This is a genomic window from Nocardia transvalensis, from assembly GCF_015477765.1.
Taxonomy (GTDB): Bacteria; Actinomycetota; Actinomycetes; order Mycobacteriales; family Mycobacteriaceae; genus Nocardia; species Nocardia transvalensis_A.
Genome location: NZ_JADLQQ010000002.1, coordinates 556409 through 580619 on the forward strand (window position 1 = coordinate 556409; position 24211 = coordinate 580619).

A 24211-nucleotide genomic window follows, 5' to 3' on the forward strand; every position below is an offset into this window, starting at 1 on the left:
ACCATACTGAAACGAGTTCTCGTACCGCGACTGTGTGACCGGGCAGTCATAAAAAACGAACGGTCATTCTTGACAGCGGTGAACGCCCGGGTGAACACTGTAAAACGGTAAGCGGAGCGAAGACCTCCTCTTAGCCCGCCCGTCCGGACGAAACAACGACGTTTCCACCCGAAGGCAGTACGCGATGACCGTCACCACCACACAGCAGCCCGAGATCGTCTCCCTCCGCGATCCGCGAGCCCAGCATCCCCGACTCACCGGCGCCAAGGCCGCGGCACTCGCCCGCGCGGCCGCCCGTGGCCTGCCGGTCCTCGACGGATTCGTCCTGACCACCGCCTGGCGCGAACAGGGCCCGCCCGACCTCGAATGGCGACGACTGTCCGTCGGCGGACGGCGGCCGCTGGTGGTGCGATCGTCCTCGGTCATCGAGGACGGCTCCGCGAAATCCATGGCGGGCATGTTCACTTCCGTTCTCGGAGTTCGGGATCGGGCCGCGTTCGCCGCCGCCATCGATCAGGTGCGGGCCTCCGCCGCCGTGGTCGCCGCCGACGACGGCACTCCGGCGCCGATGGCGGTCCTGGTCCAGCCGTTCCTGGCGGCCCGCTGGGGCGGCGTGCTGTTCACCGGCGACCCGCTGAGCGGGCGACGCGACCGCATGGTGCTGACCGCCGTGCGCGGCGGCCCCAGCGAGGTGGTCGACGGCAGCGACGCCGGGTGGACCGTTTCGCTCAGCCGCCGCGGACGGGTACGCGAGGTGCTCACCTCCGACGGCCCGGAACTCCCGGCCTCGTATCGGCGCATGCTGATTCGGCTTGCGGCCCGGGCCGAATCGGTCTTCGGGGGACCCCTGGACATCGAATGGGCCATCGACGCGGGCGGACGCCCGGTGCTGCTGCAGGCCCGGCCCATCACCGCATTCCCGGGCACCGGCGCGGGACCGATTCTGGGTCCCGGCCCGCTGGCCGAGACCTTCCCCGATCCGCTGCGTCCGCTCGAGCAGGATCTCTGGCTCACGCCGCTGGCCGAGGGATTGCGGGTGGCCCTGGATCTGACCGGCACCGCTGCCTCGCGGCGGCTACGGAGCTCCCCGGTGGCGACCGCGGTCAACGGCGTCGCGGTCGCCGACCTCGAACTGCTCGGCGTGATCCGCCCCCGCACCGGGCTGCTGCACTGGCTCGATCCGCGCCCCGGCGCCCGCCGGCTCGGCGCCGCGGTGCGCGTCGGCAGGCTGGCTGCGGCGCTGCCGGATCTCGCCCAGCGCACCTGCGAGCAGATCGACCACGACCTGGCCGAGGTACCCCACCCGAGCGACCTCGACAACGCCACACTGCTGGATCTGTTGCGGCACACCCGAACCGCGCTGACCGCGGTGCACGGCTACGAGGCCCTGGCCGGAATGCTCGAACGCGACACCCGTCCGGCCCCGACCGGTGCTGCCATGGCCTTGGCGGCCGTGGCCGAGGCCCGCGCCACGGGGATGGCGGACGAGCACATCACCGAGCAGTATCCGGTCGTCCTGGCCCTGACTCCGCCGCGCATCGGCGCGACACCGCAGCTGCCGCATCTGCCTGTCGAATCCGGTGTTCCCCGTGGCGAATTCGGTGCGCTCGCGGTGGCGCGGGAGGCGCTGCGGCTGCGCGCCCGCTGGATCCAGGAACTGTCCGCCCGCGCGGCGGCCGAACTGGGGAACCGCATGGCCTGCACCGGACCGCTCGACACCGCCGAGGACATCGCACTGCTGCGTTTCGACGAGCTGGCCGACCTCGTCACCCGACGCACGGCACCCCGCGACCTCGCCGACCGCCGAGCCGTCACCCCTGTGGCCGTGCCCACCGAATTCCGGCTCGCCGGGGGAGTGCCGGTTCCGGTTGTCCGGGAAGCGAAGTCGGCCACCCACGGTGTCGGCGCGGGCGGTGGTGCCGGACGGGGTGTGGTGCACATGGGCGACCGGCCACCCGCCGGATCCGTGCTCGTGGTCCGGCATCTCGACCCACGGTTGGCCGCCGTGGTGCCCCACCTGGCCGGGCTGATCGCCGAAACCGGAAGCCCGCTCAGCCATCTGGCGATCCTCGCCCGCGAACACGGCATTCCGGTGGTCGTCGGATATCCGGATGCCACCAGGCGCCTGCCCGATGGCGCGCAGGTCGAACTCGACGGCCGTTCCGGCGCGGTGCGGATCGTCACGGAATCGGTGGAGGTGCGGTGATGCGCAAGCTCGGCCTGATCGTGGCGATCGGTACCGTCATCGCCACCGGCGCTTATGTTTTCGTCTACCTGTACCGGTGGGAATGGAACCGCGCCATCATGTCGGCGACGCTGTTCCTGGCCGCCGAGGTCGCGCTCGTGGCGATCCTGCTGACCAATCGCCTGCGCGCCCTCGAGGCACGCACCGCCCGTCCCGCGGTCGCGGAGCGCCGAGGCACCGCCCGCATCGTGCGCGAGGCCGCACCGCCGCCGCGGGTCGGCTTCGCCTGGCTGGCACGGCCCGACCGGATGAACGTTTTCGTCCCGGTCCTGCTCGCGGGCGGGGTGCTGCTCACCGGTATCGCCTGGGTGATCGAACGGCTGGCCCGGTTGACGGGCAAATCCGCCACCACGCGCAGCATCGTGCGCCGTTTGGACCGGTTGACATTGCCGCCCAACGGATTTCTCGAACCCGTCGACGACGGTACCCGGCTGCTGCGCGGCCCGCTGGTGAGGTAGACGACGATGAAATGGCAGACCGTGCCGGTGCTGGCCGCCCTCGCCGTCGGCGGCGCCGTCGGGGTCACCGCCCTGGCGGGTGCGATGCAGTTCCACACCGACCGCGGCGACGCCGGGACCCGATCAATCATCACCTTCGACGCCCAGGCCCGGCACGGATCCCCCGCCGAGGACCCCGCCGTGACCGTCTGGAAGCAGTGCCGCAGCATCGTGAACCACGTGCGTGTGGTCGACGGGCCCGCCGAACACGACGGCGCCTGGACCGTCACCCTGGAACCGGCGCTCGGTGAGCACACCGAACGACGTTTCGTCGGCTGCCTGCAGGATCTGGGCGTGGACGGCGTGACCGGTCGGCTGCTGGCCGTCCGCCGAGTCACCGACGGCAGCTAGCGAATCGACGGCGCGAGAACGCTGTTGATCAGCAGGCGGGCCGCCTTGGACACGCGGGTGTTGTCACCGGTGACGAGGCGGTCCTGCAGCAGCCCCCGAATGCCGGAGATCAGCAACGTCGCCGTCGATTCGGGATCCGGCAGCTGCGGGTCGAGCCGTCGCAACACCTGGGTCAGGGCGTCGACGAGCCCGTGCACCGCATCGTTGGCGTAGGCGGCGAACGGGCTGTCCGGCACGGAGGCCACGCCCAGCACCTGCAGCAGCACGCGGGTGCTGGCCACCCAATCGGTGGTGGTGTTCACGCAGAACGATTCGATCAAGCGCCGTCGCAGCGTGTCGATGTCGGGCACGTCGGCGAACAGGGACGCGATATCGGGGCGCTGGGTCTCGAGCGCGGCGATCAACATCTGCTCCTTGGTGCCGAAGTAGTGGATCAGCATGCGCGAACTGGTGCCCAGGTAGGCGGCGAGCGGGCGTAGCGACAGTTCGGTGAGTCCGTATTCGCCGATATAGGCGATGACTCCGGCGAGCAGTTCGGCGCGGCGGGCCTGGTCGAGAGGTCGGGGCACGAGTTGACTGTAGCGGTCGCTACAGGTATCCATGTCGCCATGGGTGTAACAACTGCTTCACTTTCGCCTGCCGCCTCGACGCGCGGTGTCGTCGTCACCGGAATGACCGCGACCACATCCCTCGCCGCGGACCTCGACGCCACCTGGGCCGGGCTGCTCGACGGCGAGAGTGGGATCGGCGCGCTGGACGACGATTTCGTGACCGAATACGACTTGCCGGTCCGCATCGGTGGCAAGTTGAAGGAGCATCCGGGCGCCCAGCTGACCCGTATCGAACAGCGCCGTCACTCCTATGTGCAGCAGATGGCGCTGGTGTTGGGCCGCCAGGTGTGGGAGGCGGCGGGCGCACCCGAGGTCGACGGCGAACGGCTCGGTGTCGCGGTCGGTACCGGCCTGGGCGGCGGCGATGCGTTCGTCACCGCGGTGGACGCCATGCGCGCGGGCGGCTACCGCAAGGTGCCGCCGCTGACCGTGCCGATGGTGATGCCGAACGGTTCGGCCGCCCGAGTGGGTCTCGAATTCGGGGCGAAGGCGGGGGTTTACGCACCCACCTCCGCATGTTCGTCGGGCGCGGAGGCCATTGCGCATGCGTGGCGATTGATAGCCACCGGTGAGGCGGATGTCGTGATCGCCGGTGGCGTGGAGGGCTATATCGAGGCGGTGCCGATCGCCAGCTTCGCGATGATGCGGGCGATGAGCACCCGCAACGACGAGCCGGCTCGCGCCTCGAGGCCCTTCGATCGCGACCGGGACGGGTTCGTCTTCGGCGAGGCCGGTGCCATGCTGGTCCTCGAATCGGAGGAATTCGCCCGCGCACGCGGCGCGAAGATCCACGGCCGCGTGCTGGGCGCGGGCATCACCTCCGACGGCTACCACATCACCGGCACCGAACCGGAGGGTGCGGGCGCGGCGCGGGCCATGCGCAAGGCGATCGAATCCGCGGGGCTCACCGGGGCCGACATCGATCACGTCAATGCCCATGCCACCTCGACGCCGGTCGGCGACGCCTCGGAGGCGAATGCCATTGCGGCGGTGGCGAGCCATGCCTCGGTGTACGCACCCAAGGGCGCGCTGGGGCATTCGATCGGCGCGGTCGGCGCGCTGGAGGCGATCCTCACCCTCTGCACGATCCGCGCCGGGATCGTTCCCCCCACATTGAATTTCGAGAATCCCGATCCGCAGGTCGACCTGGACATCGTGCACAACAAGCCGCGGCCCCAGTCGATCTCGTACGCCCTCAGCAATTCCTTCGGATTCGGCGGGCACAACGTCACCCTCGCCCTCGGCCGGGCCTGATTCTCGTAGTCCCCACCTTTGTCCCAAGTATGTGGAATTGAGGCTGTTCACGCTTACCCCTGTGGATGAAGCGATAACTGTGGATAAGCCACTACGTTTTTCGCCCGGCACAGAACGCATTTCAGCAGTGAGTGCAGGAAGTTCTAGACGTTAGCTAGGCTACCCACATCGTTGTAGCAGCTGCGGGCACATGAGATGTGCAGGCGCACAAGGGAATTGAGCTCGATGTGCGCAACATCGATTTCGCGCGACGGTCCCGCGTAGAAGGTCGGACCGGTCGGTCCGGACCGGTCGGTCGCGATCCTGCGCGATACCGATCCTGGCGAGGAGAAACCTGGTGAGGGGCGGTGGCCCGGAGTTGGGTAGTTTGGGACGGTAGGTGGTCGAGGTGAAGGTTGTACTGATGAGTGAGAGTTCGATCGCGTGGGTGGATGGGGCGTTGGTCACCATCGATCAGCGCGCGCTACCGCGTGACGTGCGGGAGCTGCGGATCACGACGGTCGATGAGGTCATCGAGGCGATCAAGACCCTGGCCATTCGCGGGGCGCCCGCGATCGGCGTCTCCGGGGCATTCGGGGTCGTGCTGGCCGCATTCGCCCATCCCGGCGACACGGCGAAGGTCGAAAGCGAGGCGGCCCGGATCGCCTCGGCGCGCCCGACCGCGGTGAATCTGGCCTGGGGTGTGCAGCGGGCGCTGGCCCAGCTGCCCGGCGGCCCGCAGGCCGTGCTGGACGAGGCCCTGGCGATGCTGGCCGAGGACGGCCGCGTCAATCGCGCGGCGGCCACCCATGCGGCGGATCTGATCCAGCGGCTGTGCCCGGACCGGCCGCTGCGCATTCTGACCCACTGCAATACCGGGCGGCTGGCCACCACCGCCTTCGGCACCGCGCTCGGCGCGCTGCGGGTGCTGCACGGACGCGGTGCCGTCGAGAATGTCCTGGTGGACGAGACCCGCCCGCTGCTGCAGGGCGCCCGCCTGACCGCGTGGGAACTGGCCGAGACCGAGATACCGCACCGGTTGACGATCGACTCGGCGGCCGCGTGGGCGATGTCGACCGGGCAGGTCGACTGCGTGATCGTCGGCGCGGACCGCATCACCGCCGACGGTTCGGTCGCCAACAAGATCGGCACCTACGGCCTGGCGCTCGCGGCCCATCACCACGGCATCCCGTTCATCGTCGTGGCGCCGGAATCCACCCGCGATCCGAACACCGCGACCGGCGGCGAAATCGTCGTCGAGGAGCGGGCGGCCGCGGAGATCACCCACGTCGGCGGAGTCGCTACCGCACCGGAGGGGACCGCGGTGTTCAACCCGGCCTTCGACGTCACCCCGCCGGAACTGGTCACCGCGGTCGTCACCGAAAACGGCGTCGTCGCGCCGCCGCATGCGGTGTCCGGCGGCCCCGACGGCGATACGCATACGGGCGAGGACATCGTGCGCACGTTTGCGGAGCGTGCCGATCGGTACCTGGAGACCGCGGCGGAGAAGACGCGAAAGTTCCTCGCCGATCAGCTCTTCGCCCCGCGCGAGGACGAGCACACCGCGCAGAAACAGCAGATCGCCGAGATCGCGCGGGGGCTGTATGCGCGCGGGTGGATGCCCGGGACGGCGGGCAACATCTCGGTGCGGGCGGGGAAGAACGCAGTCGTCACCGGCAGTGGGCTGTCCAAGGGCGAACTCACCGCGGACGACATGGTGACGGTGAATATCGCCGATTCGCAGCCCCTCTCGGGCGCGCGGCGGCCGTCGGCGGAGACCACCATTCACACCGCCGTCTACCGGGCGACGGGCGCCGAGGCCGTGGTGCACATCCACCCCCCGCACGCGACCGCGCAGTCCATCGGTGCGCCCGAGACGCTGCGGTTCACCGGCTACGAGCTCATCAAGGGGCTCGGGGCGACGGAAACCATTGACATCCCGGTCTTTTCGAATCACGCTGACGTTCCACGCATCGGTGCCGACATCGAGCGCTACCTGATCGAGCATCCGGATGCGCCGCCGGTGTTGTTCATCGCCGGACACGGGGTCACCGCCTGGGGGAGCAGCCTCGCACAGGCTCGCGACCGGGCGGAGTGCCTGGAGGCGATGTGCGAGCTGGTGACGCTCACCGGCCGCCGTGAGATCGGAACCGACCACCGCAGTTCCGAGGAGGAACCGAAATGACCCTGCTGCAAATCATGGCCGACACCGACGCCGGTGAGGTGCGGCTGCGTACCTCCGATCCCGCCGTGATCGGCGCCGAACTGAATCGGCGGGGCATCGTCTTCGACCGCTGGCAGACCCCGTCGGATCCGGGCGCGGCCACCGACGACATCCTCGCCGAATACGCCGACCGCATCGGCGAATTGAACGCCGACGGCCGTTACCGGCACATCGACGTCGCGCGCATCCACCCCGACGACGACGATCCGGAATGGCCCGCCAAGGCCAAGGGCGCGCGGGAGAAGTTCCTGAGCGAGCATCGCCACGCCGAGGACGAGGTCCGGTTCTTCGCCGGTGGCCGGGGCTGCTTCTACCTGCACCTGAACGGTGAGGTGCTGGCGGTGGTCTGCGAGGGCGGCGATCTGGTGTCGGTGCCCGCGGGCACCCTGCACTGGTTCGATATGGGTTCGCGGCCCGATTTCATCGCGATCCGCTTCTTCGAGGAAGAGGACGGGTGGATCGGCGACTTCACCGGCAACACCATCGGCGAACGCTTCCCGACCCTCGATGAGCTGCTGACGGCCGCATGAGTATCAGCGCGATCGTCGTCGATATCGAGGGCACCACCAGCCCGACCAGTTCGGTGCGGGAGGATTTGTACGGCTACACCCGGGAGCGGCTGCCGCAGTGGCTGGCCGACAATCGCGGGGGTGCGGCCGATGCGGTGATCACTGGCACCCGCGAACTGGCCGGTCGGCCCGATGCCGACGAGGCGGAGGTGGTCGAGATCCTGCGCGGATGGCTGAATTCGGATGTGAAGGCTCAGCCGCTGAAGACCGCCCAGGGCCTCATCTGCGCCGAGGGATTCCGCAGCGGTGCCCTGCACGGGCAGTTCTTCCCGGATGCGCCGCCCGCGCTGCGGGCCTGGCACGGCGCCGGTCTTGCGCTGTATGTGTACTCGTCGGGTTCAGTGCGCAATCAGCAGGATTGGTTCGCCCACGCCCGCGACGGCGAGCTGGCGTCGCTCATCGGCGACTGGTTCGATCTCAACAACGCGGGCAGCAAACGCGAACGCGCCTCCTACGAGAAGATCGCCGGTGCCATCGGCGTGCCCGCCGAGCAGATCCTGTTCCTGTCCGACCATCCCGACGAGCTCGACGCCGCCGTCGCGGCGGGCTGGTCGGCCATCGGCGTCACCCGCCCGGGCGAGCCTAATTCCCCTCGCCCCCCGCATCGTTGGGTCGGGTCGTTCGCGGAGATCGACCTGGAGAACCTGTAACCCTGAAGGTCCCGGCGAAAAGCATGCCGGGACCTTCAGGGAAACAAGGGCGGCATGCCGGGACCTTCAGGGCCGTAGGGGGGCGGGCCCGGTAAGACGACGGCGCGCAGTGCAATCTTGCACTGCGCGCCGAATTGCGTTGTGTGGCGCTGCCTCTCAGGCCACCGACGACGTCGCTCGCATGATCAGGTGCTCCACCAAAGTCATCAGCACCGTCTTGCAGGACGAGCGGTCGCGGGCATCGCACAGCACCACCGGGGCGTGCGGGTCGAGATCCAAGGCCTCGCGGACCTCGTCGGTGGTGTAGACCGGTGCGCCGTCGAAACAGTTCACCGCCACCGCGAACGACAGTCCGCGGCGCTCGAAGAAGTCGATGGCGGCGAAGGAGTTCTCCAGTCGCCGCGTATCGGCGATGACCACCGCACCCAGGGCACCGCGCGCGAGCTCGTCCCACAGGAACCAGAACCGGTCCTGTCCGGGCGTGCCGAACAGGTACAGCACCAGGTTCTCATCGATGGTGATCCGGCCGAAATCCAACGCCACCGTGGTGGTCGTCTTCCCCTCCACACCCGACAGATCATCGATCCCGGTGGACAGTTCGGTGATCAGCTCCTCGGTGCGCAGCGGCGCGATCTCACTGATCGAGGACACCATCGTGGTCTTGCCGACGCCGAAGCCGCCGGCAATGAGAATCTTGACCGAGGCGGCCAGTGCGGCCGCTGACGTCGTATCGCTCACGGGTGTTCTACAGCTTTCGGATTCCGTCGAGCACTGCTCGCAACAGGGTCAGGTCGCCGGGGCCGGCATCGGTTCGGATGGGCGCCCGGAAGATCAGGTGCCCCTCACTGATCAAATCACCCACGAGGATCTTCGTCACAGCGAGGGGCAGTTTCAGGGTGGCCGACACCTCGGCCACCGATTGCGGAACCCGGCACAGGTGAACGATTTCCGCGTACTCCGGCTCCACGCGCCGCAGCACCGGAGCCGGGTGGGAGGTCACCACAAGGGTGAGCATGTCCAGGTCGTGTCCCGCACCCATCGTGCGGCCCCCCGTCACGGCGTACGGGCGGACCAGCGGACCCGCCTGATCGTCGAACCACGGTTGACCGAAACGCGTCATGACAATCGGTGCTCCACGTGCGCTGCTAGACCGTGCCGCGGATCGGTCGACAGATAGCTGCCCACCCGCTGCACCGTCAGATTCATTTCGTAGGCAACCATACCGAGGTTTGCGTTCTCGTTGGCCTGCAATGCGATACACGCATTGTCACCGGCGGCTGTGACGAACAGCACGGCGCGATCCAGTTCGATCACGGCCTGCCGCACGCCGCCGCCGTCGAAGCGGCTGCCGGCGCTGCGCGCCAGTCCGTACAGCGTGGCCGACATGGCGCCGAAGTGTTCGGCGTCCTCACGGGTCATGGTGGTGGACCTGCCCAGCAGCAGCCCGTCGGTCGAGTGCACCACCGCGTAGCGCACGCCCGCCAAGCGGTCGACGAGATCGTCGAGCAGCCAGTTGAGATCACCTGCGTTGGAAGAGGTCACCTTCGCCTTCCTGTTCATCCGGAGTAGTGGCGTTGCGGGGCTCGGGAGTGGCCCGGCGCCCTTGCCGGGTGCCATTCTCTATGGCGGACATCAGATCTCGCGCTTGTTCGGCCGAACGTGGCCGCTGCGGCGCAGCTTCGGTATTCGGCTGCTCCGCCAGTTCCGGGGCCAGACTGGCCTGCCGGCGCCGCTTCGGCAGCGGCGGGCGGGAGTCCTGCCCGGTATAGAACGACCGGGCCTGCGAATCGGGGTGAGCCGACCGGGCCTGCGAATCGGGATGAGCCGACCGGGCCTGCGAATCGGAGTGCGACGGCCGAGCCTGCGAATCGGGATGAGCCGACCGGGCCTGCGAATCGGAGTGCGACGGCCGAGCCTGCGGATCGAGGTGGGACGGCTGGGCCTGCGGGTCCGCATAGGACGGGCGGGACAGCGGGTCCGGGTATGCCGTGCGCTCCGGGGCGCGGTGGCGCGGCTGCGGCTCCTCGCGTTCCGGTTCCGGCGGCGGCAGCGTGGCCAGAGCCGTTGGGGCGGGCGATGTTTCGACGGCCGGGACCACCGGAATCTGACCGCTGCTCGGCGGTTCGGGGCGCCGCGCGGACACCCGCTCCGGCAGATGGTCGGCCATCGACACATCGGTGGTGATGAGCGCGGTCGGAATCAGCACGATGGCGCGCACGCCGCCGTAATCGGATTCGGCCAGCCGCACCGAGATGCCGTGCCGCACGCCCAGCTGGGCGACCACGAACAGGCCCATGCGCGAATCCTCCGACAGCGTGGCGACGCCGAAATCCGGTGGATTGCGCAGCATTTCGTTGGCGCGTTCGAGTTCGGCGGTGGGCATGCCCATGCCCTGGTCGCTGATCTCCACCACGACGCCCTTGCCGACGATGGTGCCGGTGACCTCCACCCGCGATTGCGGCGGGGAGAAGGTGGTGGCGTTGTCGACCAGTTCGGCGAGCAGGTGGATGAGGTCGGCCACGACGGCGCCGACGACGAACACCTGCGGCATCCGCGCGGTACGGACCCGGGCGTAGTCGAGGGTCTCACCGATGGCGCTGCGCACCAGCTCCACCAGCGGCACCGGCCGCCGCCACTGCCGGCCCGGCTGACCGCCGCCGAGAATGATCAGGTTCTCGGCGTTGCGGCGCTCGCGGGTGGCCAGGTGATCGAGCTTGAAGAAGATCTCCAGCAGCGCCGGATCTTCCTGCTTCTGTTCGGCGTCGTCGAGGACCTCGAGCTGGCGGTGCACCACCATCTGGCTGCGGTGGGCGATATTGAGGAATACCGCGCGCACACCCTCGCGGGTGCGGGACTCGGTGACCGCGGCCGCCACGGCGGCGGTATGGGCCTGGTTGAACGCCTTGGCCACCGAGCCGATCTCGTCGTGGCCGAAATCCAGATGTGCCGCTTCGGTTTCGGGGTCGACATCCTCGCCCTCGGACAGCTTGCGCATCGTCTCCGGCAGCCGGACCTCGGCCAGCGCCAGGGTTTCGGTGCGCAGCCGCTTGAGGCGGCCGATGAGCCGGTTGGCCAGCCACAGCGAGCCGAGGAACGCCACCACGGCCAGGGCCAGGATGCCGATACCGGCCCACAGGGCGCGAGTGGCGGTGCGGTCACCGTCGACAACGGCGACGTGGTTGGCGTGGTCGTTCTGGACCTGCCACACCTCGAGCATCTGCCGGTTCACCTGGTCGGCGGCGGCCCGCCATTCCGGAATGCTGATCGGCAGCGAGGGTTCGGCGCCGGCCTTGCTCGGGCCGGGCGGATGGATGATGTAGTCCTCCATGGTCGCCAGCTGCTGCCAGGCCGGGGAGTCGACCACCGTCTTGACGCGCTCGCCCTGGTCGCCGCCGAGATCGGTGGCCAGCAGCGGCAATTCGGTGCGGTAGTAGCCGACCAGGTTGCGATATTCGGCCTGCATCGGCGCGGGCAGGCCCGAGCCGTTGACCGCGGCCGCGGTGAGCGCGGCGACGCGGGAGTTGGCGTCCATGGCGCGCAGCACGCGCAGCGAGTGCGCCAGTTCGGTGGCGACGGCCGCGTCGGGGGCGTCCTTGGCGGTGATCTCGGTGCCCAGTTCGACGCCGGTGAGGATCTTGGTGTAGGCGCCGTAGGTGTCCGGGACCGGAATCAGCCCGGCGTCGACGGCACCGCGCAACTGGGGCAGCTGCTTCCTCAGCGTGTCGAAACCGCCGAGGTCGGGCCCCATCTTGTCGGCGTCGGTCTCGAGGATCTGGCCCTCGATACTGGCCATATCGCGAAGCGCGTTGTCGAGCCGCTGCCGCGCCGCGCCCAGTCCCACGGGATCGGGTGCGCCGGACAGCTGCCACAGCGAGAGCAGGCGTTCCTGCTCCACCGACGCGATCAGTTCGCGGGTGTGTTTGTTGGCGCCTTCCAGGATGGCCGCCCAGTCCCTGGCATGCTGTCCTTCCCGTACCAAGTAACCCGCCGCGCCCACACCGATCACGAGCAGGGCCAAGCTCGGGACGAGTGCGATCGCGAGAATTCGGGCCCTAATACCTAGCCTCGCTCTCAGCATCGGCACAAAATATCTGCTGACGGTACGGTTTGCCACTCGGTCTCGTTGAGCGAGACCGGATTTGACACCTGTCCTGCAGTTATGCATCAACCACGTTCCGGGTCACGTTGTTTCGTAACCCTATGTCGCCGCTGGCCGCTTCCAGGCCGATCGACTACCGACCTTGTCGGCCACCGCCTTTCCCTGTGGTGAAGTTGGCAGGCGCGGCACACCGGCTATTTCTCGGATTTCCGGCATTACCGACGCCCTGTATCCCGGCGCTGGGGCGCCGGGATACAGGGAACCAAAGCAAGCACGCACCCGGCGGGAGGTAGCCCGAAGGAAGCGGCCCCCAACCTCCATCCCCGTCCCCCTGTGGATCGGCCCCTCATTCCCTACACCTCGATGGGTCGGCCCTTCATTCCCTGCGTACCGGCGGGTCGCTCCTTCATTCCCTGCGTCCCGGTGGGTCGCTCCTTCATTCCCTGCATCCACGGCGCCCTGGCGCCGTGGATGCAGGGTCTAGTCGGCACGGCATTGCCCCAACCGGTGATAGGCGTAGATTATGTGTATCGCACGGTTACTCACAAGTAGGAGGCGACGATGCCGGTGCCGGAAGCCGCAGTGTTCGAGCGTCTGCGGGGGTTCGCGGCGGTCGACACCGCCCAGGAGCATGCGAGCCGGACGATCAGCGAGGTGTTCACCGGGCGTCCGCTGGGGGAGGTCCCGGTCGGCACGGTCGCCGATGTGAGCGCAGCCTTCGCGAAAGCCCGTGTCGCTCAGCAGGAATGGGCGGCGCGTTCGCCCAAGGAGCGGGCCGAGGTCTTCGAGCGCTACCGGGCCTTGGTGGTGGACAATCGCGAATTCCTGATGGATGTCATCCAGGCGGAGACCGGCAAGGCGCGCTGGGCGGCCCAGGAAGAGATCATGGGCCTGATCTTCGCCGCCCGCTATTTCGCCCGCGTCACGCCCGAGTTGCTGGCCTCGCACAAGGTGGCGGGCGCGTTTCCGATTTTGAACCGGGCCGCCGTGCGCGCTCAGCCCAAGGGCGTGGTCGGGGTGATCGCGCCGTGGAACTATCCGATGCTGCTGTCGGTCGGCGATTCCATTCCGGCGCTGCTGGCCGGTAATGCGGTGATCGTGAAGCCCGACAGCCAGACGCCGTACTCGTCGCTGGCGAATGTGGAACTGTTCCGGCGGGCGGGACTGCCGCGGGACCTGCTGCAGGTGGTACCCGGTCCCGGCGGAGTGGTCGGCACGGCCATCGTGGATGCCTGCGACTATCTGATGTTCACCGGCTCCTCGGCCACCGGGCGGACGCTGGCCCAGCAGTGCGGCCGGCGGCTGATCGGTTTTTCCGCCGAACTGGGCGGCAAGAATCCGATGATCGTGACCCGTGGCGCCGATCTGGACAAGGCCGCGAAGGCCGCCGTGCGTGCCTGTTTCTCGAATGCCGGGCAGCTGTGCATCTCGATCGAGCGGCTCTATGTCGAACGGGCGGTCGCCGCGGCGTTCACCGAGAAATTCGTGGCGGCGGTCAAGGGCGCGAAACTCGGTGCCGCCTACGACTATTCGGCCGACATCGGCAGCCTGATCTCCGAGGCGCAGCTCGAGACCGTCACCAAACATGTTGCCGACGCGACCTCCAAGGGTGCCAAGGTGCTGGTCGGCGGCAACGCCCGCCCCGATATCGGGCCGCTGTTCTTCGAACCGACCGTCCTGGCCGAGGTCACCGACGAGATGGAGTGCGGTCGCAACGAAACCTTCGGCCCGCTCGTGTCGATCTATCCCGTGGCCGACGTGGAGGAGGCCATCGTCCGCGCCAACGACACCGAATACGGTCTCAATGCCAGCGTCTGGGCGGCCACCAAGGCCGAGGGCGAGCGCATCGCCGAACGCCTGCACGCCGGCACGGTCTGCGTCGACGAGGGCTACGCACCCGCGTGGGGCACCACGGGCGCCCCGATGGGCGGTATGGGCATTTCCGGAGTGGGCCGCCGCCACGGCCCCGACGGCCTGCTGAAGTTCACCGAACCGCAGACGGTCGTCGTCACCCGCTTCCTGAATCTCGATGCGCCCTGGGGCATTCCGCAGGACAAGTGGCAGCCGTTCCTGATGACGATCGCCCGCGTGATCCGCTTCCTACCCGGCCGCTGACCACAGAGCGGGTCAGCGGCAAGCGGGCGGGAACCGGGTCAGCGGTAGTGCAGGCCGGGCCGGGTCAACGGCGATGCAGGCGGGGAGCGGGGTAGCAGGAATGCGGGCGGAGAGCGGTCAGCGGGCGAAGCGAGCGTCGACCCAGGTGAGGGCGTCGTTGTAGGAATCCTCCAGGACTTCGCGGTGGTCGGCGCCCCGGTAGGTGCGGTACTCGACAGGCTGGCCGGTGAGGCGCTGCTGGGCGACCATGGCGTCGGTCGCGAGCGGGGACACGATCGTGTCGCTGCGGCCCTGCAGGACCAGCAGCGGCGCGGTGAAGGTCAGGCCGCTGGGCTCGTTTTCATCGAGAACCCTGGTCAGGGCCTTGGCGTCGGCGTCACGGGCGAAAACCTCGTCGGGCCGCAACCCACCCCAGGAATCGCGGGCGCGCAGCTGGCCGATGCAGCGATCGTCGGCCTGGGGGAGCAGGCCCAGGGCTTTCGGCGTCAAGAACGCGCCGGGGTCGATGTCGGCGGCGGTCTGGGCGCCGCGGATCAACAGCGGGAGGAAGGACGCGCCGCCGGTGGCGATCGAGCCGAGCCGCTCGCTGGTGCCGGTGGCGGTGGCGATGGAATCGAGCGCCTCGGCAGCGCCGAGGCGGGTGGCCACCGCCGCGGCATGGACGGTGAGACCGATATGGGAGGCGGGCGCCAAGGCCACCGAACCCAGCAACTGCAGCTGCGGCGCCCACTGCTGGGCTCGCGCGTCGGTGAAGATCGCCGCCTGCCCACCCTGCGAGTGCCCCATCGCGACCCAGCGCGTGCCGATCTGGGGGTCGACCTCGCGCGCGGCGAGGGCCATATCGGCGACCGCGCGCTGCTCGGCCTCGCCGATGAGATAGCCGTGCCCGCCCGCGGTGCCCAGCCCCTGATAATCGGTCTGCGCCACCGCATATCCGGCGGCCACCCACCGGGCCTGCACGCTGCGCACCAGCGCGGTGTAGTCGTGGGCGGGGTAGTCGGGGCCGCTGTCGCGCGAGGGTGCGCAGATATCGGCGACGCCGGTGGTGCCGTGCGCCCAGGAGATCAGCGGCCAACCGCCCTCCGGAGCCTGTCCAGGCGGCACCGCGAGAGTGCCCGAGACCGCGACCGAGTGCCCCTGCGCATCCACCGATCGGTACAGCACCAGATAGTTCCGTGCCCCGGGGACTCCCGGTTCGCCGGTCAGCGGACGCATCCAGATCACCGACCCGTGTGCTCCCGCGACGAGTTCGGCTGGGGGCGAATAGAATTCGAGTCCAGCCGGAGCAGCGGGCACCCCGTCGGCTGCCGCCGGACCCGCGGCCACCGCGACGGCCAGCGCCACCGCTACCCCCGCCACCGTCCCTCGGACGCGCCGCCCGAAAGTCCCCTTATCGCCCACTGCCGCACCTCCACATTGCTCCGGCACGGCAACCAGGGCCGGGCCCACTCCGACGGTACAAGAGCATCAGCGGGAGTAGGTACCGACCAGTCGGCCCTCGGCGATGGCGGCCTGTTCGATCGCGGCCCGCGCGCGGTCGGGCGGGGTGTCCGGGGACAGTGAGAGCCTGTTCGGCAGGGCGTACATGGTGAAGCGGTAGTGGTGTACGCCCGTTCCGGGCGGCGGGCAGGGGGCCACGTAGTCGGTTCGACCGGCGCTGTTGCGCAGGACGGTGCCGGGCGCGGGTGTCTGCCCTTGCTCGACCGAGGTGGTGGTGGCGGGAATGTCGATGACGACCCAGTGGGTGAACGGACCGTTCGGCGCGTCCGGGTCATCGACGATCAAGGCCATCCGAGCCGTTTCCGGCGGTGTCGTCCAGAGCAGCGGCGGCGGCTCGTTCGTTCCGGTGCAGGTGTATTCGGTCGGAATGGTCGATCCGTCGCTGAAAGCGCTACTGGTGACCCGAATCTCGTGCGTCGGGGGAGTGCTGGTCTGCGAAGGTGCGGTCGTGGCCGTTTCCGTCGCAGACGTGCCGCGCTCGGCGCAGGCCGCCAGTGCCAGCGCCGAGGCGGCAACGGATGCCAGGCGAATCCGTTTGGCGGTCATGGTCCGACACTAGACCCGCCCATATCGGCTCCGGTGCGAATCGGCTGTGCCGCCAACGCTTTCACCTCCTCATCGGTGAACAACCGAGAGCGAATGAGGAAACGCACCCCCTCCGGCGCTTCCAAGGAGAAACCGCTGCCGCGGCCGGGCACCACATCCACGGTCAGGTGGGTGTGGCGCCAGTACTCGAACTGGTCGGCACTCATCCAGAACGGGATATCGCCCTTCAGATGTCCGAGCAGGACATCGGCCGCCCCGACCCGGAATTCACCCTGCGGATAGCACATGGGCGAACTCCCGTCACAGCATCCGCCGGACTGATGGAACATCACCGGCCCGTGCCGCTCGACCAATTGGCCGAGCAGCCGGGCCGCGGCCTCGGTGATGTCGATGCGCGAGACCGCCATCAGAAGAATCCGAGTTTCTGTGCCGAATAGCTGACCAGCAGATTCTTGGTCTGCTGGTAGTGATCGAGCATCATGGCGTGGTTCTCGCGCCCGATGCCGGACTTCTTGTAGCCGCCGAACGCCGCATGCGCAGGGTAGGCGTGGTAGCAGTTGGTCCACACCCGTCCCGCCTTGATGGCGCGGCCCATCCGATAGGCGGTATTCATATCGCGGGTCCACACACCCGCGCCGAGTCCGTAGAGGGTGTCGTTGGCAATGGTCAGCGCCTCGTCCACGGTCTCGAAGCGGGTCACCGACACCACCGGCCCGAAGATCTCCTCCTGGAAGATCCGCATATCGTTGCGTCCCTCGAAGATCGTCGGCTCGATGTAGAAGCCGTTGGGGAATTCCTCGACCTTGCGCATACCGCCGCCGGTGAGAATCTTCGCCCCTTCTTTACGGCCGATATCGATATAGGACATGATCTTCTCGTATTGATCGTTGCTGGCCTGCGCGCCGATCATGGTGGCCTCGTCGAGCGGGTTACCGCCGGTGATATTGCGGGTGCGCTCGATACAGCGGGCGAGGAAATCGTCGTAGATCGCGGAGTGCACCAATGCCCGCGACGGGCACGTGCACACCTCGCCCTGGTTCAGAGCGAACATCACGAAGCCCTCCACCGCCTTGTCGAGGAATTCGTCGTCGGCGGCCGTGACATCGGGCAGGAAGATATTGGGGCTCTTACCACCCAGCTCCAGCGTGACCGGAATGATGTTCTCGCTGGCGTACTGCATGATCAGTCGCCCGGTGGTGGTCTCTCCGGTGAACGCCACCTTGGCCACCCGCGAGCTCGAGGCGAGGGGTTTACCCGCCTCGACGCCGAATCCGTTGACCACGTTCACAACACCGGGCGGCAGCAGATCCGCGATCAACTCCATCACCAGCAGCAGCGACGCCGGGGTCTGCTCGGCCGGTTTGATGACCGCGCAGTTCCCCGCCGCCAGCGCGGGTGCCAACTTCCAGGCGGCCATCAGAATCGGGAAGTTCCACGGGATGATCTGTCCGACCACACCCAGCGGCTCGTGGAAGTGATAGGCGATGGTATCGGCGTCGATCTCGGAGATCCGGCCCTCCTGTGCGCGAATCGCGCCCGCGAAGTAGCGGAAATGGTCGATGGCCAGTGGAATATCGGCGGCCAGGGTCTCGCGGACGGGTTTACCGTTCTCCCAGGTCTCGGCGACGGCCAGGCGTTCCAGATTGGCCTCGATCCGATCGGCGATCTTGTTGAGGAGATTGGCTCGCTCGGTGACCGAGGTGACGCCCCATGCCTCGGCGGCGGCGTGCGCGGCGTCGAGTGCCAGGTCGATGTCGGCGGCGGTGGAACGGGCTACCTCGCAAAAGGTTTCGCCATCGACGGGGGATGGGTTCTCGAAATACCGGCCCTCGACGGGAGCCCGCCACTCGCCGCCGATGAAATTGTCGTAGCGCCGGGCGAATTCGACGATACTGCCGTCGGTGCCGGGTTTGGCGTAGATCATGGTGCTCGCTCCATGTTCGATCCTTCGTGACGGCCGTCACTATGGACCGGGCAGGTTGGCGAGAGGTTGGTGCGGTTCCGAGCCCGTGCGTCCCTATTCGCGCAATGCGGTGTGCAGCCGCGCGGCAACCAGCGCGCGCCGCGGATCACCCGGTGGTAGCAGGCGCAGGGCACGCTCGTGGATGGCGGCATCGTCCGGGCAGCGCGCACCGAATTCGACCAGGTGACTGGGGGATCGGCTGTTCAACACCAGGGTGCGCAGTCCCACGGCCAGGTATTCGCGCCACTCCACGATGCCCGGCGTGTCCGACTCCGGCAGCAGCGGCCCCCGATACAGCCGCAGTGCGGTCGCAACATCTCCGGCGGCGATGGCGGACAGCAGATCAACCGCATCGCAGGATACGGGCCGGGTCAGCAGATAACGTCGGCTGGCGATCTCTCCGCCGGTGGCGCTGCGCAGATGCGAGACGTCGGCCTTGAGGGTGGCCGCCGACACCGGACGGTCACCGTAGACCGCGGCCTGCAGCCGTTGGGGGGAGTAGCCGTCGGGTTCGAGCGCGAGCAGGGTGAGAATCTCCAGTTGCCGGGGCCGCAATCGAATCGGGCACCCGCTCCGGGTGAGAGACGCACCGCCCAGACATTCCAGCCGCAACTCCGGTCCGGCGGCCGGAAGGCCTGCGGGCAGCCGCGATTCGATCGCCGACACCAGCGCCCGCACCGTGGACATGGCCAGTGGATGCGAGCGATCCCAGGTGGTCGACAGATCCAGCACGCCCAGTCGCCGTCCGTCGGGGGCATGGATGGGTGCGCAGTAGCAGACCCAGCTGTGCAGCGCGGCGACGAGATGTTCGGCCGAGAACACCGTGCTGGGTTCGCCGGTCCGCAATGCCAGCGACAATGCGTTGGTGCCCATATGGGTTTCGTCCCAGCGCCCGCCCGGGGCGAAGTTGACCGCCTCGGCGCGGCGGCGCATCACTCGGCCGCCGCACGACCAGAGGATGGTGCCCTGTTCGTCGGTGACCGCGGCGACGAATCCGGAATCGTCGGTGATGCTGCGCAATTCGTCGGCGAGCTCGATCACCGGCCCCCGCAGCGGGGAATGCGCCCAGCGGGCCGGAATTTCGGCGTCGTCGGCCGGGGCTGCGACACAGGCCGGATCGACGGTGGGCAGCGACCGCTGCCAGGACTGCACCACCTCGCTGCGCAGCAGGGTATCTCCCGGCACGGCGGCACGCGTGGCCGCCCAGCGGGCCCATTCCTGTTCCAGCGCAGCCCGTCGCTGGGACAGGGTGCGGATCTGTGGCATCGCAAACAACCTCGTCGTCCGGGAAGTCCCTGCGCCCTCCCATCATTGCCCAACGGCCGCGACCGCGGGGCCGATTGCCGCCACCACCGTTGTTCGCGCCCGGCGAACGGGCATATCCCCTGCGCGTGCGGGCTGATAGACAGGAGCCATGAGTGCTCCCTTCCGGTTCGGTGTGAATATGGCGACGTGCGATTCCCGGGCCGCGTGGATCGAAAAGTGCCGCAGGGCAGAGGGTCTCGGCTACGATGTGATCGGCGTCCCCGACCATCTCGGAGTCCCGTCGCCGCTGCCCGCGATGCTGCTGGCCGCCGAGGCGACCGAGCGGGTGCGGCTGAATTCCTTCGTGCTGAACGTGCCGTTCTACAACCCAGTACTACTGGCACGCGACGTGGCCACCGTCGACCAGTTGAGCGACGGCCGGGTGGAACTGGGCCTGGGAGCCGGGTACGTGCAGTCCGAATTCGAGACCGCGGGCATCCCGTTCCCGAGCGCCGGGCGCCGCGTGGAGCATGTCGCTGAGGCGGCCGCGACGCTGCGGCGACTGTTCGCCGATCCGGAGTATCGGCCGCGTCCGGCGCAGCCCGATGGTCCGCCGCTGCTTATCGCGGGATGGGGTGAACGGCTACTGCGGGTGGCGGCCGAACACGCGCAGGTGATCGGGTTCACCGGCGCAGTGACCGGAACCAGCGGCCATCTCACACTCGTCGGGCCGCATGCGTTCGCCGGGCGCATCGATTACGTGCGCGGGCTGCTCGGAAACCGCGCCGGGGAGGTGGAATTCAATATTCTCGTGCAGGCGCTGACCACGCCGGACGAAGTCCCCGAACTCGAGCAACGGTTTGCGAAACATCTGCCCGAGGGTGACCGCGAGCCGCTGGCGGAATTTCCGACGGTGCTCGTCGGCAGCCCCGAACAGATGGCCGCACAGCTGCGTGAGCGGCGCGAGAAGTACGGAATCACCTACATCACCGTGCACGAACCCGAGCTCGACAAGTTCGCGCCGGTCATCGAGCTGCTGCGCTGATCGACCCGCGCGCCGGGTCCCGACGACACGCCGGGGAAATTCGTCGCGGCCCCGAGCGGGGCGATCGAGTAACCTACTGCGCAGTCCCCCTGAATGAAATCCCGCGCACGCCCCGCGGTTTTCGAGGCACGTCCTCGTCAGTTCTGTCGATAAACGTGGACTTTTGACGCGAAAACGCGAAAAGAAATCGTTTCGATCGGAAGAACCAACGACCGAAGGAGATTGCCTTGACTCTCGCACGCCGAAATCTGGCGGGACTACTACTCGCGGCCGCGGTGGTGGGCGCAGGTAGTACGGTGCTCGCGCTCGGCCCGATCGTCGAGCCCGCCGCGGTGCGCGCAGGGGAGTCGACGGACGAACCGGACTGTCCCGGCAACGCCGAGCGGTCCGACGCGGAACCGCAGCACCGGCAAACCATCGATCACAGCACCGAAGTCACCCCGGAAGCCTCCGACCCGGATCTCGCGGAGCCGAAGCCGCAGGAGTGAACCGCGGCCGGGCAATGAAGAAGCGCGCCGCGGTTACTTGTTGAAGAAGATTCCCGCCACGTCGGCATTCTTGATCGGGGTATCGGCGTTGCGCTGATTGCCACACAGGAAGTCCACCGACACCATGGTCGCGTCGACGGCCGTGCCCGCGGGTTCGTGTTCGTCGTTCGTCTGCTGCTTGACGAATTTGGTGATCGTCATGCGCTTGGTGTCCTGGTCCTGCTTGACGTATTCGCTGCACGGCGTGTCCCCGCCCTTGTTCAGGGCGCGTTGGACATCGGTGCAGCCACCGAGAAGCGTTGCGGCGACAGCCAATCCGGCGGTGGTTGCGGCGGGCCATCGCAGGGACCTCATCGGAGCTACTCCTCGTCGATCGCGGCCGGGCCGGTCCCGGCGGTCGTGCAGACCAGCCTAGAGGGTCGAGAGGGTAGGGGAGCACAGACAGCACAGGGCGATAGCCATCATGCATTGCTGTGATCTGCATCACTCGCGTACGGACATTTCGTCGGTGTGCTCTGGCATGGTGATCGGTATGCCTGACTCCTTGGCCGATACCATTCGGGTGCGCGGTGCCCGCGAGCACAATCTGCGCAACATCTCCGTCGACATCCCCAAGAACAAAATCACGGTGTTCACCGGGGTGTCCGGATCCGGCAAGTCCTCGATCGTGTTCGACACCATCGCCGTGGAGTCGCAGCGCCAGCTGTACGCGACCCTGCCGGCGTTCGTGGTCAACTTCCTGCCCCGCTACGAGCGCCCGCATGCCGAGGCCATCGACAATCTCGCCGCCCCGGTGATCATCGACCAGCATCCAGTGGGCGGCGGCCCGCGCTCGACGGTCGGCACGATGACCGATATCTACTCCATGATCCGGGCCCTGTTCGCCCGCTTCGGGTCCCCGTCGACGGGCCTGGTGTACGACTATTCGTTCAACACGCCGCAGGGGATGTGTCCGGAATGCGACGGCCTGGGCGTGACGGTGCTGGTGGACCCGGACAAGCTCGTCGACCGCTCGAAATCGCTGAACGAAGGCGCGATCCTGCTGCCCGGTTACAACATCGGCAGCGGGGATTGGCAGATGTATGCCAACTCGGGGCGATTCGATCCGGACAAGAAGCTGGCCGACTACACCGATGCCGAATGGCACGATCTGCTGCACGGCACCGGCGGCAAAGTGGAACTCAGTTTCGCCAAGGGCACCTGGAAGGCCAATTACGAAGGCCTGGTGGACAAGTTCACCCGTTCCCGCGTCAAACGCGATACCAGTGGGCTGTCGGAGAAGACCCGCGAGCAGATTCAGCGCTTCCTCACCGAGGGGGTGTGCCCGGCCTGCGACGGTGCACGGCTCAAGCAGGAATCGCTGGCCACGCGCATCAACGGGCGCAATATCGCCGACTGGACGCGGATCGAGGTCACCGATCTGATCCCGGTGGTCGAAGAGATCGACGATCCGGCGGCCCGGGGACTGGCCGAGGCCACCCGGGTGGCATTGCAGCGGGTCGCCGATATCGGACTGGGGTATCTCAGCCTGGACCGGGCCACCTCGACGCTGTCCGGCGGTGAGGGCCAGCGGTTGAAGATGATCACGCATCTGGCCTCGACGCTGGTGGGGATGACCTATATCTTCGACGAGCCGAGCGTGGGGCTGCACCCGCGGGATGTGGGGCGGCTCAATCGGATGCTGATCGCCCTGCGGGACAAGGGCAATACGGTACTGGTCGTCGAGCACGATCCCGATGTCATTCAGATCGCCGATTACGTGGTCGATGTCGGGCCGCGGGCGGGTGTGCACGGGGGCGAGATCGTGTTCACCGGCAGCTTCGACGATTTGCGGCGGGCCGACACACCCACCGGTCAGGGGCTGCGCAGGCCGTTCGGGGTGAAGGACCGTTTCCGGGAGGCCACGGGCGAGATCGTGCTCGACAACGCCACCGCGCACAACCTGAAGAACGTCACCGTGTCGATTCCGGTCGGAGTTCTGACGGCCGTCACCGGTGTCGCCGGATCCGGTAAGTCGAGCTTGATCCGCGATGAATTCGTGCCGCGGCATCCCGAGGCCATCTTCGTCGATCAATCCGCGATCGCCGCCTCGTCCCGGTCGACGCCCGCCACCTATCTGGGGCTGATGGATACGATTCGCAAGCTGTTCGCGAAGGCCACCGGACAACCGGCGGGATTGTTCAGTTTCAATTCCGCGGGCGCCTGTCCGGTCTGCGAGGGCCGCGGGGTGATCATCACCGAGGTCGCCTACATGGATCCGGTGACGACGCACTGCGCGGCGTGTGACGGCCGCCGATTCTCCGACCAGGTGCTCTCGCACCGGTTGCGCGGCAAGTCGATTGCCGACGTGCTCGAAATGCCCGCCGAACAGGCGGTCGAGTTCTTCCCCGAAAAGGCATTGAATGCCAAGTTGCAGACGATGATCGAGGTCGGCCTGCCGTATCTGACGCTGGGCCAGGCGATGAGCACCCTGTCCGGCGGTGAGCGCCAGCGCATCAAGCTGGCCACACAATTGCAGCGCACCGGATCGGTGTATGTGCTCGACGAACCCACCACCGGCCTGCACATGTCCGATGTGGATACGCTGCTGGCGCTGCTGGATTCGCTGGTCGACCGCGGCAATACGGTGGTGGTGATCGAACACAACCTCGACGTGGTCGGCCACGCCGACTGGGTGATCGACCTGGGTCCGGACGGCGGCAAGAACGGCGGCGAGATCGTCTTCACCGGCACTCCCGGCCAACTGATGGACCATCCGACCTCGCTGACGGGGCAGTACCTGCGTAAGTACAAGGCGGCCTGAGGAATTCGGACTCCCCGCCCGGCTAGA

Annotated in this window: 22 protein-coding genes; 11 read left to right on the top strand and 11 right to left on the bottom strand. The window is 67.9% G+C overall.

Annotated elements, in window-relative coordinates:
• Positions 1-184 precede the first annotated feature (184 nt).
• Genes IU452_RS06655 through IU452_RS06665 form a run of 3 tightly spaced genes read left to right on the top strand, consistent with a single transcriptional unit; the run spans position 185 to position 3093 of the window.
• Positions 185-2206 (top strand): PEP/pyruvate-binding domain-containing protein, encoded by a 2022-nt coding sequence (locus IU452_RS06655; RefSeq protein ID WP_195107991.1) that lies wholly within the window; start codon positions 185-187, stop codon positions 2204-2206.
• Entirely contained in the window at positions 2206-2703 is a 498-nt protein-coding gene (locus IU452_RS06660) for a hypothetical protein (RefSeq protein ID WP_195107992.1), read from the top strand. Before IU452_RS06655 ends, IU452_RS06660 begins: the two co-directional genes overlap by 1 nt.
• A 6-nt stretch (positions 2704-2709) precedes the next feature.
• On the top strand, positions 2710-3093 hold the full coding sequence (locus IU452_RS06665) for a hypothetical protein (protein ID WP_195107993.1): 384 nt from the start codon (positions 2710-2712) through the stop codon (positions 3091-3093).
• Here IU452_RS06665 and IU452_RS06670 read toward each other — a convergent pair.
• The gene (locus IU452_RS06670) at positions 3090-3662 is read right to left on the bottom strand and encodes a TetR/AcrR family transcriptional regulator (protein WP_195107994.1); all 573 of its coding nucleotides are present in this window, start codon (positions 3660-3662) and stop codon (positions 3090-3092) included. The two genes, IU452_RS06665 and IU452_RS06670, sit on opposite strands and share 4 nt — an antisense overlap.
• Positions 3663-3701: 39 nt before the next feature.
• Between IU452_RS06670 and IU452_RS06675 the strand changes: the two genes are divergently transcribed.
• The 4 genes from IU452_RS06675 (at position 3702) to mtnC (ending at position 8380) form a co-directional block, all read left to right on the top strand.
• A complete protein-coding gene (locus tag IU452_RS06675) occupies positions 3702-4958 on the top strand; it encodes a KasA/KasB family beta-ketoacyl-ACP synthase (protein ID WP_195107995.1) in 1257 nt (418 codons plus the stop codon).
• Between the two features lie 403 nt (positions 4959-5361).
• Positions 5362-7122 carry an S-methyl-5-thioribose-1-phosphate isomerase gene (mtnA, locus tag IU452_RS06680; RefSeq protein WP_195107996.1) on the top strand — a complete coding sequence of 587 codons (1761 nt, stop codon included), beginning with the start codon at positions 5362-5364 and terminating at the stop codon, positions 7120-7122.
• Positions 7119-7691 carry a 1,2-dihydroxy-3-keto-5-methylthiopentene dioxygenase gene (locus IU452_RS06685; protein ID WP_195107997.1) on the top strand — a complete coding sequence of 191 codons (573 nt, stop codon included), beginning with the start codon at positions 7119-7121 and terminating at the stop codon, positions 7689-7691. Before mtnA ends, IU452_RS06685 begins: the two co-directional genes overlap by 4 nt.
• Complete coding sequence (mtnC, locus tag IU452_RS06690; protein ID WP_195107998.1) at positions 7688-8380, top strand: acireductone synthase; 693 nt, start codon at positions 7688-7690, stop codon at positions 8378-8380. The genes IU452_RS06685 and mtnC overlap by 4 nt, the downstream gene beginning before the upstream one ends.
• Positions 8381-8536: 156 nt before the next feature.
• On the opposite strand, the gene IU452_RS06695 is transcribed toward mtnC, so the two are convergent.
• Genes IU452_RS06695 through IU452_RS06710 form a run of 4 tightly spaced genes read right to left on the bottom strand, consistent with a single transcriptional unit; the run spans position 8537 to position 12458 of the window.
• A complete protein-coding gene (locus tag IU452_RS06695) occupies positions 8537-9118 on the bottom strand; it encodes a GTP-binding protein (protein ID WP_324192472.1) in 582 nt (193 codons plus the stop codon).
• 7 nt (positions 9119-9125) lie between these two features.
• Positions 9126-9500: a DUF742 domain-containing protein gene (locus IU452_RS06700; protein ID WP_195107999.1), complete on the bottom strand. Its 375-nt coding sequence runs from the start codon at positions 9498-9500 to the stop codon at positions 9126-9128.
• The gene (locus IU452_RS06705) at positions 9497-9922 is read right to left on the bottom strand and encodes a roadblock/LC7 domain-containing protein (RefSeq protein WP_195108000.1); all 426 of its coding nucleotides are present in this window, start codon (positions 9920-9922) and stop codon (positions 9497-9499) included. Before IU452_RS06705 ends, IU452_RS06700 begins: the two co-directional genes overlap by 4 nt.
• Positions 9900-12458: a nitrate- and nitrite sensing domain-containing protein gene (locus IU452_RS06710; RefSeq protein WP_195108001.1), complete on the bottom strand. Its 2559-nt coding sequence runs from the start codon at positions 12456-12458 to the stop codon at positions 9900-9902. Before IU452_RS06710 ends, IU452_RS06705 begins: the two co-directional genes overlap by 23 nt.
• Before the next feature lie 582 nt (positions 12459-13040).
• Here IU452_RS06710 and IU452_RS06715 point away from each other — a divergent pair.
• Positions 13041-14594, top strand: a complete 1554-nt coding sequence (locus IU452_RS06715; protein WP_195108002.1) for a succinic semialdehyde dehydrogenase — start codon at positions 13041-13043, stop codon at positions 14592-14594.
• A gap of 117 nt (positions 14595-14711) precedes the next feature.
• Here IU452_RS06715 and IU452_RS06720 read toward each other — a convergent pair whose 3' ends face one another.
• From IU452_RS06720 to IU452_RS06740, 5 genes are all read right to left on the bottom strand, one after another.
• Positions 14712-15995, bottom strand: coding sequence for an alpha/beta hydrolase (locus tag IU452_RS06720; RefSeq protein ID WP_195108003.1), 1284 nt, complete (start codon positions 15993-15995; stop codon positions 14712-14714).
• Between the two features lie 66 nt (positions 15996-16061).
• Positions 16062-16640, bottom strand: coding sequence for a YbhB/YbcL family Raf kinase inhibitor-like protein (locus IU452_RS06725; protein WP_195108004.1), 579 nt, complete (start codon positions 16638-16640; stop codon positions 16062-16064).
• Positions 16637-17047: a DUF779 domain-containing protein gene (locus IU452_RS06730; RefSeq protein ID WP_195108005.1), complete on the bottom strand. Its 411-nt coding sequence runs from the start codon at positions 17045-17047 to the stop codon at positions 16637-16639. The genes IU452_RS06725 and IU452_RS06730 overlap by 4 nt, the downstream gene beginning before the upstream one ends.
• Positions 17047-18564, bottom strand: a complete 1518-nt coding sequence (locus IU452_RS06735; protein WP_195108006.1) for an aldehyde dehydrogenase family protein — start codon at positions 18562-18564, stop codon at positions 17047-17049. Before IU452_RS06735 ends, IU452_RS06730 begins: the two co-directional genes overlap by 1 nt.
• 93 nt (positions 18565-18657) lie before the next feature.
• Positions 18658-19869, bottom strand: coding sequence for a GAF domain-containing protein (locus tag IU452_RS06740; RefSeq protein WP_195108007.1), 1212 nt, complete (start codon positions 19867-19869; stop codon positions 18658-18660).
• A gap of 148 nt (positions 19870-20017) precedes the next feature.
• On the opposite strand from IU452_RS06740, the gene IU452_RS06745 reads away from it, so the two are divergent.
• Both IU452_RS06745 and IU452_RS06750 read left to right on the top strand, forming a co-directional pair.
• Positions 20018-20893: an LLM class F420-dependent oxidoreductase gene (locus IU452_RS06745; RefSeq protein WP_195108008.1), complete on the top strand. Its 876-nt coding sequence runs from the start codon at positions 20018-20020 to the stop codon at positions 20891-20893.
• A gap of 227 nt (positions 20894-21120) precedes the next feature.
• On the top strand, positions 21121-21381 hold the full coding sequence (locus IU452_RS06750) for a hypothetical protein (protein ID WP_195108009.1): 261 nt from the start codon (positions 21121-21123) through the stop codon (positions 21379-21381).
• A gap of 33 nt (positions 21382-21414) precedes the next feature.
• On the opposite strand, the gene IU452_RS06755 is transcribed toward IU452_RS06750, so the two are convergent.
• On the bottom strand, positions 21415-21735 hold the full coding sequence (locus IU452_RS06755) for a hypothetical protein (RefSeq protein ID WP_195108010.1): 321 nt from the start codon (positions 21733-21735) through the stop codon (positions 21415-21417).
• A gap of 178 nt (positions 21736-21913) precedes the next feature.
• On the opposite strand from IU452_RS06755, the gene IU452_RS06760 reads away from it, so the two are divergent.
• Positions 21914-24184, top strand: coding sequence for an ATP-binding cassette domain-containing protein (locus IU452_RS06760; RefSeq protein ID WP_228816702.1), 2271 nt, complete (start codon positions 21914-21916; stop codon positions 24182-24184).
• Positions 24185-24211: the final 27 nt, after the last annotated feature.